The organism is Pseudomonas chlororaphis subsp. chlororaphis, assembly GCF_003945765.1.
GTDB classification, from domain to species: domain Bacteria; phylum Pseudomonadota; class Gammaproteobacteria; order Pseudomonadales; family Pseudomonadaceae; genus Aquipseudomonas; species Aquipseudomonas chlororaphis.
This window is the reverse complement of record NZ_CP027712.1, coordinates 4,920,714-4,933,633: the sequence shown is the minus strand read 5'-3', so window position 1 is coordinate 4,933,633 and position 12,920 is coordinate 4,920,714. Positions and strand designations below refer to the sequence as shown.

Annotated in this window: 12 protein-coding genes; 8 read left to right on the top strand and 4 right to left on the bottom strand. The window is 62.6% G+C overall.

The annotated features are described in order from the left end of the window. Positions 1–108 precede the first annotated feature (108 nt). The 3 genes from kdpC (at position 109) to C4K27_RS22100 (ending at position 4,174) form a co-directional block, all read left to right on the top strand. The gene (gene kdpC, locus C4K27_RS22110; protein WP_053262661.1) at positions 109–660 is read left to right on the top strand and encodes a potassium-transporting ATPase subunit KdpC; all 552 of its coding nucleotides are present in this window, start codon (positions 109–111) and stop codon (positions 658–660) included. 52 nt (positions 661–712) lie between these two features. Beyond that, a complete protein-coding gene (locus C4K27_RS22105) occupies positions 713–3,364 on the top strand; it encodes a DUF4118 domain-containing protein (RefSeq protein ID WP_053262178.1) in 2,652 nt (883 codons plus the stop codon). Positions 3,365–3,478: 114 nt separating this feature from the next. Then, positions 3,479–4,174 (top strand): response regulator, encoded by a 696-nt coding sequence (locus C4K27_RS22100; RefSeq protein WP_009044976.1) that lies wholly within the window; start codon positions 3,479–3,481, stop codon positions 4,172–4,174. Positions 4,175–4,193: 19 nt separating this feature from the next. Here the strand turns inward: C4K27_RS22100 and C4K27_RS22095 are convergent, their stop codons facing one another. Next, a complete protein-coding gene (locus C4K27_RS22095; protein ID WP_007931359.1) occupies positions 4,194–5,234 on the bottom strand; it encodes a patatin-like phospholipase family protein in 1,041 nt (346 codons plus the stop codon). Positions 5,235–5,497: 263 nt separating this feature from the next. Here C4K27_RS22095 and C4K27_RS22090 point away from each other — a divergent pair, with 263 nt between their 5' ends. From C4K27_RS22090 to C4K27_RS22080, 3 genes are all read left to right on the top strand, one after another. Beyond that, entirely contained in the window at positions 5,498–5,776 is a 279-nt protein-coding gene (locus C4K27_RS22090; protein ID WP_007931360.1) for a hypothetical protein, read from the top strand. Positions 5,777–5,920: 144 nt separating this feature from the next. Beyond that, positions 5,921–6,688, top strand: coding sequence for a CHAD domain-containing protein (locus C4K27_RS22085; RefSeq protein ID WP_009044975.1), 768 nt, complete (start codon positions 5,921–5,923; stop codon positions 6,686–6,688). Positions 6,689–6,795: 107 nt separating this feature from the next. Beyond that, positions 6,796–7,593 (top strand): acyl-CoA thioesterase, encoded by a 798-nt coding sequence (locus tag C4K27_RS22080; protein ID WP_053262177.1) that lies wholly within the window; start codon positions 6,796–6,798, stop codon positions 7,591–7,593. A 7-nt stretch (positions 7,594–7,600) separates the two neighbouring features. On the opposite strand, the gene C4K27_RS22075 is transcribed toward C4K27_RS22080, so the two are convergent. The 3 genes from C4K27_RS22075 to C4K27_RS22065 all read right to left on the bottom strand — a co-directional run bounded on the left by C4K27_RS22075 (position 7,601) and on the right by C4K27_RS22065 (position 10,487). Continuing rightward, positions 7,601–7,963 carry an Mpo1-like protein gene (locus C4K27_RS22075; protein WP_053262176.1) on the bottom strand — a complete coding sequence of 121 codons (363 nt, stop codon included), beginning with the start codon at positions 7,961–7,963 and terminating at the stop codon, positions 7,601–7,603. 150 nt (positions 7,964–8,113) lie between these two features. Beyond that, on the bottom strand, positions 8,114–9,595 hold the full coding sequence (locus C4K27_RS22070) for a methyl-accepting chemotaxis protein (protein ID WP_053262175.1): 1,482 nt from the start codon (positions 9,593–9,595) through the stop codon (positions 8,114–8,116). 85 nt (positions 9,596–9,680) lie between these two features. Then, positions 9,681–10,487, bottom strand: a complete 807-nt coding sequence (locus C4K27_RS22065) for a TatD family hydrolase (RefSeq protein WP_053262174.1) — start codon at positions 10,485–10,487, stop codon at positions 9,681–9,683. 236 nt (positions 10,488–10,723) lie between these two features. Here C4K27_RS22065 and C4K27_RS22060 point away from each other — a divergent pair, with 236 nt between their 5' ends. Beyond that, positions 10,724–12,145: an MltF family protein gene (locus tag C4K27_RS22060; protein ID WP_053262173.1), complete on the top strand. Its 1,422-nt coding sequence runs from the start codon at positions 10,724–10,726 to the stop codon at positions 12,143–12,145. Between the two features lie 102 nt (positions 12,146–12,247). Next, positions 12,248–12,682 carry a DoxX family protein gene (locus C4K27_RS22055; protein ID WP_007931371.1) on the top strand — a complete coding sequence of 145 codons (435 nt, stop codon included), beginning with the start codon at positions 12,248–12,250 and terminating at the stop codon, positions 12,680–12,682. Positions 12,683–12,920: the final 238 nt, after the last annotated feature.

The following is a 12,920-nucleotide window of genomic DNA, read 5'->3' as shown; positions in this document are numbered from 1 at the left end:
AGCTTGTTGGCGATAGCGTCAACCCAGTGCGCCAGACGCACCGCATCGCTAGCAAGTGGGTTCCTACGGAGTCCGGGTAAACCCGTTAACCGAATCGAGGATTTGATGATGTCCACTGTATTGCGTCCGGCCTTGAGCCTGATTGTGTTGATGACCCTGATCACTGGCGTGGCCTATCCGCTGGTGGTCACCGGTGTAGCCCAGGTGGCGTTCCCGAAACAGGCCAATGGCAGCCTGGTGCTCGATGGCGTGGGCCAGGTCCGTGGTTCGGCCCTGATCGCCCAGGATTTCAGCGGCGACAGCTGGTTCCACCCGCGTCCATCGGCGGGGGGCTTTGCCACGGTATCCAGCAGCGCGAGCAACCTGGCGCCGAGCAACCCGGCCCTGGCCAGCCGTGTGATCGACGACGCCAACAAGCTGGCGGTGCCAGGGCAGGGGCCGGTACCGCTGGCGCTGCTGACGACTTCGGGCAGCGGCCTGGATCCGCACTTGCCACCGGCAGCGATTAACTATCAACTGGCGCGGGTCGCGGCGGCGCGCAACCTGCCGGTCGCCACATTACAGCAACTGGTGGATGCCTATGTCGAGCAGCCTCTGATCGGCCCGCCGGTGGTGAATGTGCTGGCCTTGAACAGGGCGTTGGAAAAGCTCGCCCTGTAGCCAGCTGCTACAAGTTTGTATGTCGATGATTTGAGTCCAGAGAGAACAATGCATGAGTGATTCCGGCCGCGCCGACGCCCTGTTAGCCGATCTGTCCCATGACGGCCGCGGCCGCCTCAAGGTCTTCCTTGGCGCCGCCCCGGGCGTCGGCAAGACCTACGCCATGTTGCAGGCGGCGCACACGCAATTGCGTCAGGGGGTGACGGTCCTGGCCGGGGTGGTGGAAACCCATGGCCGGGCGGAAACCGAAGCCTTGCTCGGCGGTTTGCCGCAACAGCCGCTAGTGCGTTCCGAATACCGCGGGGTCATGCTCGAAGAGATGGACCTCGACGGCCTGCTCAAGGCCAAGCCCAAGCTGGTATTGGTGGATGAACTGGCCCATACCAACGCCCCCGGCAGCCGGCACGCCAAGCGCTGGCAAGATGTTCAGGAACTGCTGGCGGCCGGTATCGACGTCTTCACTACGGTCAACGTGCAGCATCTGGAAAGCCTCAACGATCAGGTCCGCGGCATTACCGGGGTGCAGGTCCGCGAGACCCTGCCCGACTGGGTGCTGCAGGAAGCCTACGAATTGCTGCTGGTGGACCTGCCGCCGCGAGAACTGCTGGAGCGTCTGCGCGAAGGCAAGGTGTATGTGCCGGAGCAGGCCCGGGCGGCGATCGATGCGTTCTTCACCCAGACCAACCTCACCGCGCTGCGCGAGCTGGCGATGCAGGCCGCGGCGGCGCAGGTCGACGACGATCTGGCCCAGGGGTATCGCAAGCTCGGGCAGGCCGCGCCGGCGGTGCGCGGACGCTTGCTGGTAGGGGTCGACGGCGACGCCCAGGCCGAGCGCCTGGTGCGTCATGCCAGCCATGTCGCCCGGCGGCGGCATCTGCCCTGGAGCCTGGTGCATGTGGATGACGGCCGGGTGCCTGACGAGCAAGCTCGCCAGCGCCTGCAAAGTGCCCAACAACTGGCCGAGCGCCTGGGCGGCGAGGTGGTCCTGCTGCGGGCCGGCGAGGTGGCCAAGACCCTGATCCAGCATGCCGCGGAGCGGCGCGCCAGCCTGGTGCTGGTGGGGCAGTCACGCAAACGCCTGCGCCGCCGTTTGTTCGGCGGCGGCCTGGCGGCGCGCCTGCTGCGCAACGCCCAGGGCCTGGAAATCAACGTGCTCGACAGCGAGGACGAACCCGGCCAGCCGCGCCTGCGGGTGGAGCGTTCGCTGGTCTGGTTCGACTACGCCCTGGCGGTCCTGGCGACGGTCCTGGCTTCGGGGCTGTCGTGGGCGGTGGCGAGCGTGCTGGCGTTGCCGAACATCTCCCTGGTGTTCCTCGCCGCGGTGCTGCTGGTGGCGGTGCGCAGCAGTCTCGGGCCGGCACTGGTGTGCGCGGCGTTGTCGTTCCTGACCTACGATTTCCTGTTCATTCCGCCGACGTTCTCCTTCGCCATCCAGCGCGAGGAAGACGTGCTGACGCTGCTGTTCTTCCTGTTGATGGCGGCCCTGACCGGCAACCTGGCGGCGCGTCAGCGTCGGCAGTTGCAGGCATTGCGCGACACCCAGGAAGAAACCAGCGAGCTGCTGGACCTGTCGCGCAAGCTCACCGCCGCCACCGACCGGCAGGCGGTGATCAGTGCCGCGGCGCAGCACCTCAATGGCTGGAAGGAACTGCAACTGTGCCTGCTCAATCGCGACGGGCAGGGTGGCTGGAAGGTCGAGACGGGTGGGCCCTTGCAGTTTTCCGAGTCCGAACGGGCCGCCGCCGACTGGGCCTGGCAACACGATCAACCGGCCGGGATGGGCACCGGAACCCTGCCTTTCGGGCGCTGGTGGTGGTGGCCGTTATCCGTCGACGAGGGCCCGCTGGGCTTGCTTGGAGTCTGTCCGAAAGAAGGCGAGGAGCTCAACGCTCAGCGTCGGCGCCTGTTGAGTGCCTTGAGCCAGCCCCTGGCCCAGGCTTTGGCCCGGGCACAGTTGGCCGAGGATCTGGAAGCGGCGCGCCTGCATGGTGAAACCGAGCAATTGCGCAGTGCGCTGCTGGCCTCGGTGTCCCATGACCTGCGTACCCCCTTGACCTCGATGCGCGGCAGCATCGACAGCCTGCTGGCGCTGGGGGAGGCAATCCCCCTGGAAGACCGCCGCGAACTGCTCGAAGGCACGCGGGATGAGGCCGAGCGCCTGGATCGCTACATTCAGAATCTGCTGGACATGACCCGTCTCGGCCATGGCTCGTTGAAGCTGGCGCGAGACTGGGTGGCGCCGGCCGATATCGTTGGCAGCGCGCTGAGTCGCCTGCGAGTGGTGCTGGCGCCGCTGCGGGTCAGCACCGAATTGCCGGCCGAACTGCCGTTGCTGTTCGTGCATGCGGCGTTGATCGAACAGGCGCTGATCAATGTCCTGGAAAACGCCGCGCGCTTTTCACCGTCCAACGGCCGTTTGCAACTGAGTGTCGGGACCCGCGATACCGAGCTGCTGTTTGCCGTGAGCGACGAGGGGCCGGGAATTCCGGTGGAAGATCGGCCGCGGATTTTCGACATGTTCTACACCGCGGCACGGGGCGATCGCGGTGGGCAGGGCACCGGCCTGGGGCTGGCGATCTGTCAGGGCATGGTCGGTGCCCACGGCGGGCGCATCACGGTGGGCGAAGGGATCGACGGGCGTGGTACCTGCATCACCTTGTGCCTGCCGCTGCAGGCGCAACCCGAGCTTGAAGGAGAGGCCTGAGTGCCGGTAAAAAAGCGTCAATCCAACGAGGCCAGGAGGGCCGCACATGTTCTTTACGATCCAGAGCCACGCCTGCGCTACTCTTGCGCCACTTATTTGTCTTGAAGCGAAACCATGAGCCAGACCGCGACCATCCTGGTCATCGATGACGAGCCGCAGATCCGTAAATTCCTGCGCATCAGCCTGGTGTCCCAGGGCTACAAAGTGCTTGAAGCCGGCACCGGCAACGAAGGCCTGGCCCAGGCGGCGCTGAACAAGCCGGACTTGCTGGTGCTCGACCTCGGCCTGCCGGATATGGACGGCCAGCAGGTGCTGCGTGAGTTTCGCGAGTGGTCGGGCGTACCGGTGCTGGTGTTGTCGGTGCGGGCCAGCGAAGGGCAGAAGGTCGAAGCGCTGGACGGTGGCGCCAACGACTACGTGACCAAGCCCTTTGGCATCCAGGAGTTCCTGGCGCGTATTCGTGCGCTGTTGCGCCAGGCACCCGTCGGCGAAGCGCAGGAAGCAGCCCTGGATTTCGGCCCGCTGACCGTGGACCTGGCGTATCGCCGGGTACTGCTCGACGGTGCCGAAGTGGCGCTGACGCGCAAGGAATACGCCGTGCTGGCGCAACTGGCGCGGCACCCGGGACGGGTGATCACCCAGCAGCAACTGCTCAAGGATATCTGGGGGCCGACGCACACCGAGGACAGTCACTACCTGCGTATCGTGGTCGGGCATCTGCGGCAGAAGCTGGCGGACGATCCGACCCGGCCACGCTTTATCGTGACCGAGGCCGGGGTGGGGTACCGCTTGCTGGGGGCGCAGGAGTGAGCGGGCTCGCGGCCCTCTTTCAGTTCAGTTCGTTCTCGTAGCGGTCCAGGGTGTCGCTGGCAATTTCCCGCCCCAGTGCGATCAGCTCCGGAGCCTTGTAGAACTCGAAGAAACGGCACACCCGCTTGGGCACGTTGATCAGGATGTCCGGCGGGTAGCCGGCGATCTTGTACTGGGCCAGCGAGGTCTGCATGACCTCGAAGCTCTGGTTGATCAGGTCCAGCAGGGAAGCGGGGCCGACGTTGTCGATAATGAACGAGCCGGTGGCCGATTTCGGGGCGCCATCGGTTTCCGGAGCCGCGGCCGGTTGCTGGGCCTCGGGCTCGGCGGATTCGATCCAGGGGTTGCCGATGTCGGCTGCTTCGCTGCGCAGCGCTTCCTGTTCGAGCAGCAGCAGTTGTTCGGCTTGCTTGCGGCGAAAGGGCAGGTGCGAGCCCAGGGAGTTGATCAGGCTGTCGAAGCGGCTCTTGAAGGCGGCGGGGCGCTGGATCACCGGCAACTGGTAACGACGCTGGTTGGTCGAGTTGAGGTTGACGGCGATGATCAGGTCGCAGTGGCTGGAGACCACCGGCACGATGGGCAGCGGGTTGAGCAAGCCGCCGTCTACCAGCATGCGATTGCCTTGCATGACCGGGGTGAAGAGGCTGGGGATCGCCGCCGAAGCCCGCATGGCTTGGTGCAGGCAGCCTTCCTGGAACCAGATTTCCTGCTGGTTGGTCAGGTCGGTGGCCACGGCGGTGTAAGGGATGCGCAGGTCTTCGATGTTGATTTCGCCGACGATCTTGCGGATCTGGCCGAATACTTTCTCCCCGCGTATCGCCCCCAGGCGAAAGCTGACATCCACCAGCCGCAGCACATCCAGATAGTCCAGGCTTTCGATCCAGCTGCGGTAGTCGTCCAGTTTGCCGGCGGCGTAGATACCACCGACTACCGCGCCCATGGAACAGCCCGCGACACAGGCAATGTCGTAACCACGTCTTTCGATTTCCTCAATCACCCCGATGTGGGCGTAACCCCGGGCACCACCAGAGCCCAGGACCAGTGCGACACGCTTTTTCATGACTCGATCCTTCGCCAGACAGGTTCCCACAATGCACCCATCGAGGGTTTTGGTTCAATCACTGACTGCCTCTGCGGGCCTTGGGCAAAGGGATTTTTTCCAGTGTCTTGCCGCATGGGGTTATGCTCGCGCGGCTATATTTTCCCTGACGAGCCAAGGCACTTTTAGTGGCGGCGATCGTCTTACGTTCACGATTGTTTTTATTGTTCGCAATTGCTTCTTATCGTTCACGACTGTTTCCCCCCTACTTTGAGGTGTCATTGATGAAAGCCTGGATCTGTCTACCGTTGATTGCATTGGTACTCGGTGGTTGTGCTGGCAAGACCGCCTATCGCGACAGCTGCGGTACGCAACTGGATGCGGCCTGGCATGAACTGGACCTGGCCAAGGCCGAAGGTTTCGCTGGCACAGTCAGCTATTCCAAGGCCCTGTCGCTGCTGACCGGGGCCAAGACCCAGCAGCAATTCGAAGCCTTCGAGGGCTGCACCAAAAAAGCCGAGAAAGCCCGTTTCTATATTCGTGAGTCGCGCGCCGGCCGCTGATCGCAAGGCTGCCGTTTGCCGCTAGACTGAAGAGCGCTCTTCAGTTTCCGTCTCGCAGGCGTCGTGAGCGCGCCTGCCAGTCATGCCAGGGCCCGGCCGCAGTCTTTGTGCTGCGAGCCGGGTCATTCGTTTCGGGAGTCAATGATGTCTGCCTTGGTTGATCGGTTGGTGGCACAGGTGTTGGGGCTGGAGGTGCGCTTGCTGGCGTGCCAGGCGCGTTTGCAGGCGGTGACCGACCCCGAGGCGCTGCACGATCTGCGTACCACGGTGCGCCGCTTGCGCAGCCTGTTGCGAGCGCTGCGCGGCTTGCCTGGTGTCGAGCAACTGGAAGCGGCCGCTTCGGCGGTCGGGCAACTGACGACGCCGTTACGCGACCGTGAGGTCCTGGCTGCGTACCTGCATCAGCATGACTACCATCAGGCTGCGGAACGCCGTACCGCTGGGCTGGCGGATGAATACCGGACAGTGGCGACGGGCTCCGAACTCCAGCAACTGCTGCTGGTGCTGGATGCCTTCCCGCGTTTCCTGCGGGCGGCGCAACGGCAGGAACTGTTGCGCGGCTTGCGCAAGCGCATCGAAAAGCGCCTGTCCAAGCAATGGAAGGCACTGGACGAGGCCCTGCACGATCCGGCTCATGATCGGCATCGTTTGCGCCTGCTGATCAAGCGTGTGCGCTACGCCGCCGAGGCTTATCCCGAACTTGCCGAACTGTCGCCCAAGGCGGTCTCTCGCTTGAAGGCCGCTCAGGGCGCACTGGGCGACTGGCATGATTGCTGGCAATGGCTGGCCCAGGCCGAACGGCAGGCGGACCTGTTGCCTTGTGTTCCGGTCTGGCACGCCACCATGCACAAGGCCGAGGGTCGTGCCGATCGGGTGCTCGACAAGCTGAGCGCGGCCTGTTTCCGTAGCTGACTCCCGGCTGGCGGCTTATCTGTCAGTCTTTTTGGCGGGAACAAGTGCTTTACGCGTGTGCGCTGCTGGTTAAGATCCTCGAACCCTTTTCTTGATCAGAGGTGCTCATGCGCTTTTGCGATTTGCTCGATGCCGTCCGCCACCAACCGTTGGAACTGTCGATTCCAAGCGAGTGGGCGCAGGGGCGGGCCAGTTTCGGCGGATTGGTGGCGGCTTTGCAGTATGAAGCCATGCGCGCAAAAGTCCCCGCCGAACGTCCGGTGCGTTCACTGGCGATCACCTTTGTCGGGCCGGTCACCCCCGATGTGCCGGTCAGCTTTGAAGTCGAGGTACTGCGCGAGGGCAAGGCCGTCAGCCAGGTGCTGGGGCGTGCGGTGCAGAACGGTCAGGTAGTGACCCTGGTACAGGGCAGTTTTGGTGCCTCTCGGCCGTCCGAGGTGACGGTTGTCGCCGAGGAAGCGCCCAGCATGAAACATTGGGACGAGTGCCCGGAACTGCCTTACGTCAAGGGCATGACGCCGGAGTTCATGCGCCATCTGGCAATGCGCTGGAGCATCGGTGGCATGCCGTTCACCGGCAACAAGTCGCGGGACATGGGCGGTTGGGTGCGCCTGCGGGGCGACGTCAAGGAAGAACCCATGACCGAGGCGCATATCCTCGCACTGGTGGACGCCTGGCCGCCGGCCTTGTTACCACACCTGACCAGCCCGGCACCCGGCAGTACCCTGACCTGGACCATTGAATTCGTGCAGCCGCTGCTGGCGCTGAGCACCCTGGACTGGTGCAAGTACCGGGTGAATATCGAACATGCCCGTGACGGTTACGGGCATGCGGCCGCGGCACTCTGGAGTGCCGAAGGCCGGTTGATTGCGCTCAGCCGGCAGACGGTCACCATCTTCGGTTGACCCCCTCTCAATGCCGGTGGCGCTTGCGCCATGCACGCCACCAGGCGCCGCTGAGGACGAAGCGTGGAAAGGTCACGAATTGTTCTACCAGCAGGCGCTGGACTGCATCTTTACGGTCACTGAACGGCTCGGCGGCTTGGGCCTCCAGGCTATGGCCGTGACGCTGCAGGCCCAAAGCGGCGATCAGGCCGACCACGCCGATGGCGACGTTGGTGAAGCTCAAGCCGAATACTCCTGAAACCAGCAACAGAAAGCCGACGATGAACAGCGGCACTGCAATCAGGTGCAACACCAGGTTGGTCGGGTTGCGGTGGTTATGCGGGTAGGAGCGCCATTGCCAGGCGGGGAGGTTGGGGTGACGTTTACCCATGACAGTGATCCTTGATTCGTAGAAGCCTATGTATCAAAGGATAGGCCCCACGCGAGGGGGCGGCGAATCAAGGCTGACTATGAGGGCGATAGGCTGGCAGGTTTCGCTCCGGCAGGCAGGCCGATTCCTGCAGGAGCGAAAAGTCGCGGTTTACAGCTTCAATTGACCGATGGCCTTGCTCAGTTCCCCAGCCAGGGTCGCCAGTTCGTTGCTGGTGGTCGCCGAGTCGACGGTCTGTTGCACCGTGTTTTCGGTGACGTCGCGAATACTCACCACGGCGCGATTCATTTCTTCCGCCACCTGGCTTTGCTGCTCGGCCGCCACCGCAATCTGGGTATTGCTCTCACGCATCTGCGCCACGGCCGTGGTTATTTCCGCCAGCGCTGCGCCGGCTTCCTGTGCCTGCTGCACGCAATCGTCTGCCTTGAACGAGCTTTCCTGCATGAAGTCCACCGCGTCGCGGGTACCTGCCTGCAGGGCGGAGACCATCCGGGTGATTTCGTCGGTGGAGGTCTGCACCCGTTTGGCGAGGTTGCGTACTTCATCGGCGACCACCGCGAACCCGCGGCCCATTTCACCGGCGCGCGCCGCTTCGATCGCGGCATTGAGCGCCAGCAGGTTGGTTTGCTCGGCAATGCTGTGGATCACGTTGACCACGCCATTGATCTTCTGACTGTCCTCGGCCAGGCGCTGGATCATCTCGGCGGTCTGTTGCACGCCGCTGGAGAGCCCGGAAATGGACTTCTGCACGCGGCTGACCACTTCCTGGCCGCTGCCGGCGAGGACATCGGCGGCCTGGGAGCGATCCCGGGTGGCGCCGGCGTGCTGGGCGATGTGATAGACGGTGGCGGACATTTCGTTGATCGCTGTCGCGGCCTGATCGGTTTCGCTTTGCTGGCCCAGCATGCCGTGACGCACGTCGTTCATGCTCGATGCCAGGCGTGCGGCGCCGATATCCAGTTGCCGGGCGGTATTGGCGACGGTGTTGACCACCCGCTGGTAACCCGCCTGCATCGCATTGAAGGCGCTGGCCATCTGGCCGACCTCGTCCGTGCACGACAGGGGCACGCGGGCCGACAGGTCGCCGGTCTTCTCCACATGCAGCATCACATCCTTGAGGGTGTTCAGTTGGCTGAGCAGGAAACGGATCAACAGTTGCGAAGCACCGAGCATCGCCAGCATCAGAATGAACACGGCCACCGCGTACTGGCTGAAGCGTTCGCTGAACACCTGATGCAGGCTTGGCCCATGGGCAAGCACCGCAATCCGTTGGCCATCGGCCCGGGGCAGCACCTGCGCGCCGATCAGAGGGTTTTCGCCGAACAGCGGCATTTCATCGAAGGCCACCCATCCATTGGCATTGCTCAACTGCGGCAAGGAGCGCTGGTCGAGGCTGGGGATCTGGCCGGCCGCGAAGCTCAGCAGATTCTCGGCATGGGGCAGCGCTTGCCCGGAGGGCCATGCGCCGAGCAGGCTCGCCTGGGCCCTGGCGTTGTTTTGTGAGGCCTGGCTACGCGCTTGCTGCTCCAGCTGGACGGCGTACAGGACCAGTAGCAGGGTGGTCACGAAGGCGACCGCATTGACCGCCCAGAACTTGTATTTCAATGAGATATTGCTGAGCCAGGCACCCATGGAAGGTCTTCTCTGATTAAGCGGAACAGTATTGGCAAGGTGCCATTATTGTGCCGCTATGCAGAGAGTCAAATCTTGATATGCGTCAAGCAATCTCGGGCAAGGCGAAGAAGGCACGGGCGCTGGCGGTACTGTGGGCCGCCAGCTCTTCCTGGCTCTCGCCGCGATGCAAGGCCACCTCGCGCAACACTTCGGTCAGGTAGGCCGGTTCGTTGCGACCGTTCTTCGGCTTGGGGCGCAGGCTGCGGGGTAGCAGATAGGGGGCGTCGCTTTCGAGCATCAGGCGACCGCGGGGAATCTCTCGTACCAGCGGGTGCAAGTGAGTGCCGCGGCGCTCGTCGCAGATCCACCCAGTGATGCCAATGTGCAGGTCAAGGTCCAGATAGTTGAACAGCGCGCGCTGTTCGCCAGTGAAGCAATGCACCACCGCGGCCGGCAAGCGGTCACGAAAGTCGCGGACTATTTCCAGCAGGCGCTGGCTGGCGTCGCGTTCGTGGAGGAAGACCGGTAGTTGCAGTTCAACGGCCAGGGCCAGGTGTTCCTCCAGCACTTTTTCCTGTTGCCCTCGGGGGGAGAAGTCCCGATTGAAGTCCAGGCCGCATTCGCCCACGGCCTTGACGCTGCTTTCCTTGAGCAGGCTGCGCAAGCGCTGTGCGCTGTCGGCATTCCAGTCGCTGGCGCAATGCGGATGAATCCCGGCGGTAGAGAACAGTTGGTGGCCACTTTCATCCAGTTGCCGCGACAGCTCGAGTGCCTGTTCGCTGCCCTCGACACTGGTGCCAGTGAGCACCAGTTGGCAGACGCCGGCGGCATAGGCACGGTCCAGTACTGCGCGATGTTTTTCGGCGAAACTTGGATTGGTCAGGTTGACGCCGATATCGATGAGTTGCATGGTGCTATCTCCGCCTGCGGCCGGAAAGCATATCAGAGCTGTAGATTTATAAGAAAAGCCAAGAACTACAACGAGTTGAAGCTGTCTCTTGATGCCGGAAGAAAGGCTGCGGTTGGTTTGCCAGCCGTGGTTGTGCCAGTCTTTCGCATCTTGTCAGCGCTCTAGGCGCTCTGTTTCTGTCGCCCGCGTTTTCGCCATTGCTCGAAAACCCGGACAGTATTCTTCCCGGAGAGCGGATGACGCGACCCTCGGTTTTGCTAGCGTTGTGCTTGTCGTTGCTGCTGCCCCTGCCGGCGGTAGCACGCTTGGCTGGCCCTCCGGAAGCGGCCGTAGCGGGCAAGGTCCGCGACCTGGCGGACATTCGCAGCAGCCGGGTCTTGCGCGTGCTGGTCAACCAGAGTCGCAATAGCTCCGGTGAAGTCCAGGGCCAGGCCATCGGTGTCGAATACCACCGTCTGCGCGCCTTTGAGCAGTACCTCAATGGTCACGCTCGCGACGGTCAGGAAATCAGTCTCAAGATCATTCCCAAAGCCAAGGATCAATTGCTCGGTGCGCTGCAGCGTGGCGAGGGGGATCTGGTCGCTCCGGGAGAGTTGTTGGAGGCGCTACCGGGGCAAGCGGTAAGCCCCAGTGAACCGGTCGCCAGCAACGTGCCGTTGCTGCTGGTGGGAATCAAGGGCGAGCGGCGCTACACCCGGCCTGAACAGCTCTCCGGCAAGACCCTGGCGCTGACCACAGGCAGCGCTGCCGGGGATGCGGTGAGCCAGATCAATCAGAAGCTGGCGCTGCATAAGCTGGCGCCGGTCAAGGTCGAGTGGGTCGATCCGAGCCTGGCAGTCGAAGATGTCCTGGAAATGGTCCAGGGCGGGATCTTTCACCTGACCATCGTCGAGAAGCCCATTGCCGAGCGCTGGGGCAAAGTCCTGCCGAAGCTACGTTTTGATCGGCAACTGGTCATCAGCGAGCCTGGCGAGGAGCACTGGTTCGTACGGCGGGATGCCTCGATGCTGCGGGCGAGCATCGATCGTTTCCTGAAGGTCTATAAGGCTCCGGCGGATCAGGATGTTGCGTTCTTGCGCATCTATCGACGCCTGTATCAGGTGCATAACCCTTTGACCCGGGCCGATCGCCAGCGCCTGGAAAAATTGCGCCCGGTATTACAGAAGCATGCCGATGCCCAGAACATGGACTGGTTGAACCTGGCGGCGCTGGCCTTCAAGGAGTCGTCGTTGCAGCCCTCTGCCAGAAGCGGCAGCGGCCCGACCGGCCTGATGCAGATCACCCCGTCAGCCGCCCAGCGGGTTGGGGTCAATAACATCCAGACCCTCGATAGCAATGTGCTGGCCGGAGCCAAGTACCTGGCGTTGATCCGGCGCAAGTTCTTTTCCAGTCCCAAGCTCAACGAGCGCGAGCGTATGGCATTTGTCCTGGCGGCCTACAACATGGGGCCGGAGCGAGTGCAGGGTATGCGGACCGAAGCCCGGCGACGCGGGTTGAACCCCAATCAGTGGTTTTTCCAGGTCGAGCGCATTGCCATGGAACAGGTCGGAATGGGCGCCGTCAGCTATGTTAATAGCGTCAACAAATACTATTTGGCCTTTGACCGGGAACGCGAATCGTTGGAGCCGCAGGCGCGTAAGGTCGTCTCAAGGAAATAATCGATAAAGTTGATTGTTATATTGCTATTTTTGCACTTTTAACATGAGATTTTGTGATTAATATAGCGACCCATTACCCAACACTACAAAGGACTACACAGCATGAGCACACTGATCAAAACCGTACTGAACACCCGTGCAGGCTACGGCCTGACTGTCCTGCGAGTTTTTGTCGGCATCATTTTCGCCGCTCACGGCGCGCAAAAGCTTTTCGGCCTGTTTGGCGGTTACGGATTGGCAGGTACGGCACAGTGGATGGAGAGCATCGGCCTGGCACCAGGACACTTGATGGCGCTGTTGGCGGGCGGTACCGAGTTCTTCGGCGGTCTGGCGCTGATTATCGGTCTGTTGGCACGTCCTGCCGCATTGGGGTTGAGCTTCACCTTGCTGGTGGCGATTTTCTCCGTGCACATCAGCAATGGCCTGTTCATGGCGAACAATGGTTATGAGTTCGCCCTGGCTCTGCTCGGCGGTACCATTGCGGTTCTGATCGAAGGCGCGGGCAAATTGTCACTCGATGCGGCGATTGCCAAGTAACTTCCGGAAAACACCCAAGGCCCGCTTGTAGCGGGCCTTTTTCGTTGCTGATTTCGTTATTGGGGATTCTTGACACTACCCCGTCGGCTTCTCTAGGATTGTTGCCCATGCGCCGATTTAAACAGCTACTTGCGGGGCGCCAGGTGATTCGGAATATCACCGACAGAAGCTCTACCGGCTTCGAAATACCGCTAAAGCGCTGGTTCGGTGTTGCCTCTCACCTGCCCGGCAGAAAATT

Coding starts and splice junctions, on each gene's coding strand:
- C4K27_RS22095 (WP_007931359.1), bottom strand. CDS start 5,234: ATGAAAAAGCGTGTCGCACTGGTCCTGGGCTCTGGTGGTGCCCGGGGT.
- C4K27_RS22060 (WP_053262173.1), top strand. CDS start 10,724: ATGACGCGACCCTCGGTTTTGCTAGCGTTGTGCTTGTCGTTGCTGCTG.
- C4K27_RS22085 (WP_009044975.1), top strand. CDS start 5,921: ATGTCTGCCTTGGTTGATCGGTTGGTGGCACAGGTGTTGGGGCTGGAG.
- C4K27_RS22080 (WP_053262177.1), top strand. CDS start 6,796: ATGCGCTTTTGCGATTTGCTCGATGCCGTCCGCCACCAACCGTTGGAA.
- C4K27_RS22100 (WP_009044976.1), top strand. CDS start 3,479: ATGAGCCAGACCGCGACCATCCTGGTCATCGATGACGAGCCGCAGATC.
- C4K27_RS22055 (WP_007931371.1), top strand. CDS start 12,248: ATGAGCACACTGATCAAAACCGTACTGAACACCCGTGCAGGCTACGGC.
- C4K27_RS22090 (WP_007931360.1), top strand. CDS start 5,498: ATGAAAGCCTGGATCTGTCTACCGTTGATTGCATTGGTACTCGGTGGT.
- C4K27_RS22065 (WP_053262174.1), bottom strand. CDS start 10,487: ATGCAACTCATCGATATCGGCGTCAACCTGACCAATCCAAGTTTCGCC.
- kdpC (WP_053262661.1), top strand. CDS start 109: ATGTCCACTGTATTGCGTCCGGCCTTGAGCCTGATTGTGTTGATGACC.
- C4K27_RS22105 (WP_053262178.1), top strand. CDS start 713: ATGAGTGATTCCGGCCGCGCCGACGCCCTGTTAGCCGATCTGTCCCAT.
- C4K27_RS22075 (WP_053262176.1), bottom strand. CDS start 7,963: ATGGGTAAACGTCACCCCAACCTCCCCGCCTGGCAATGGCGCTCCTAC.
- C4K27_RS22070 (WP_053262175.1), bottom strand. CDS start 9,595: ATGGGTGCCTGGCTCAGCAATATCTCATTGAAATACAAGTTCTGGGCG.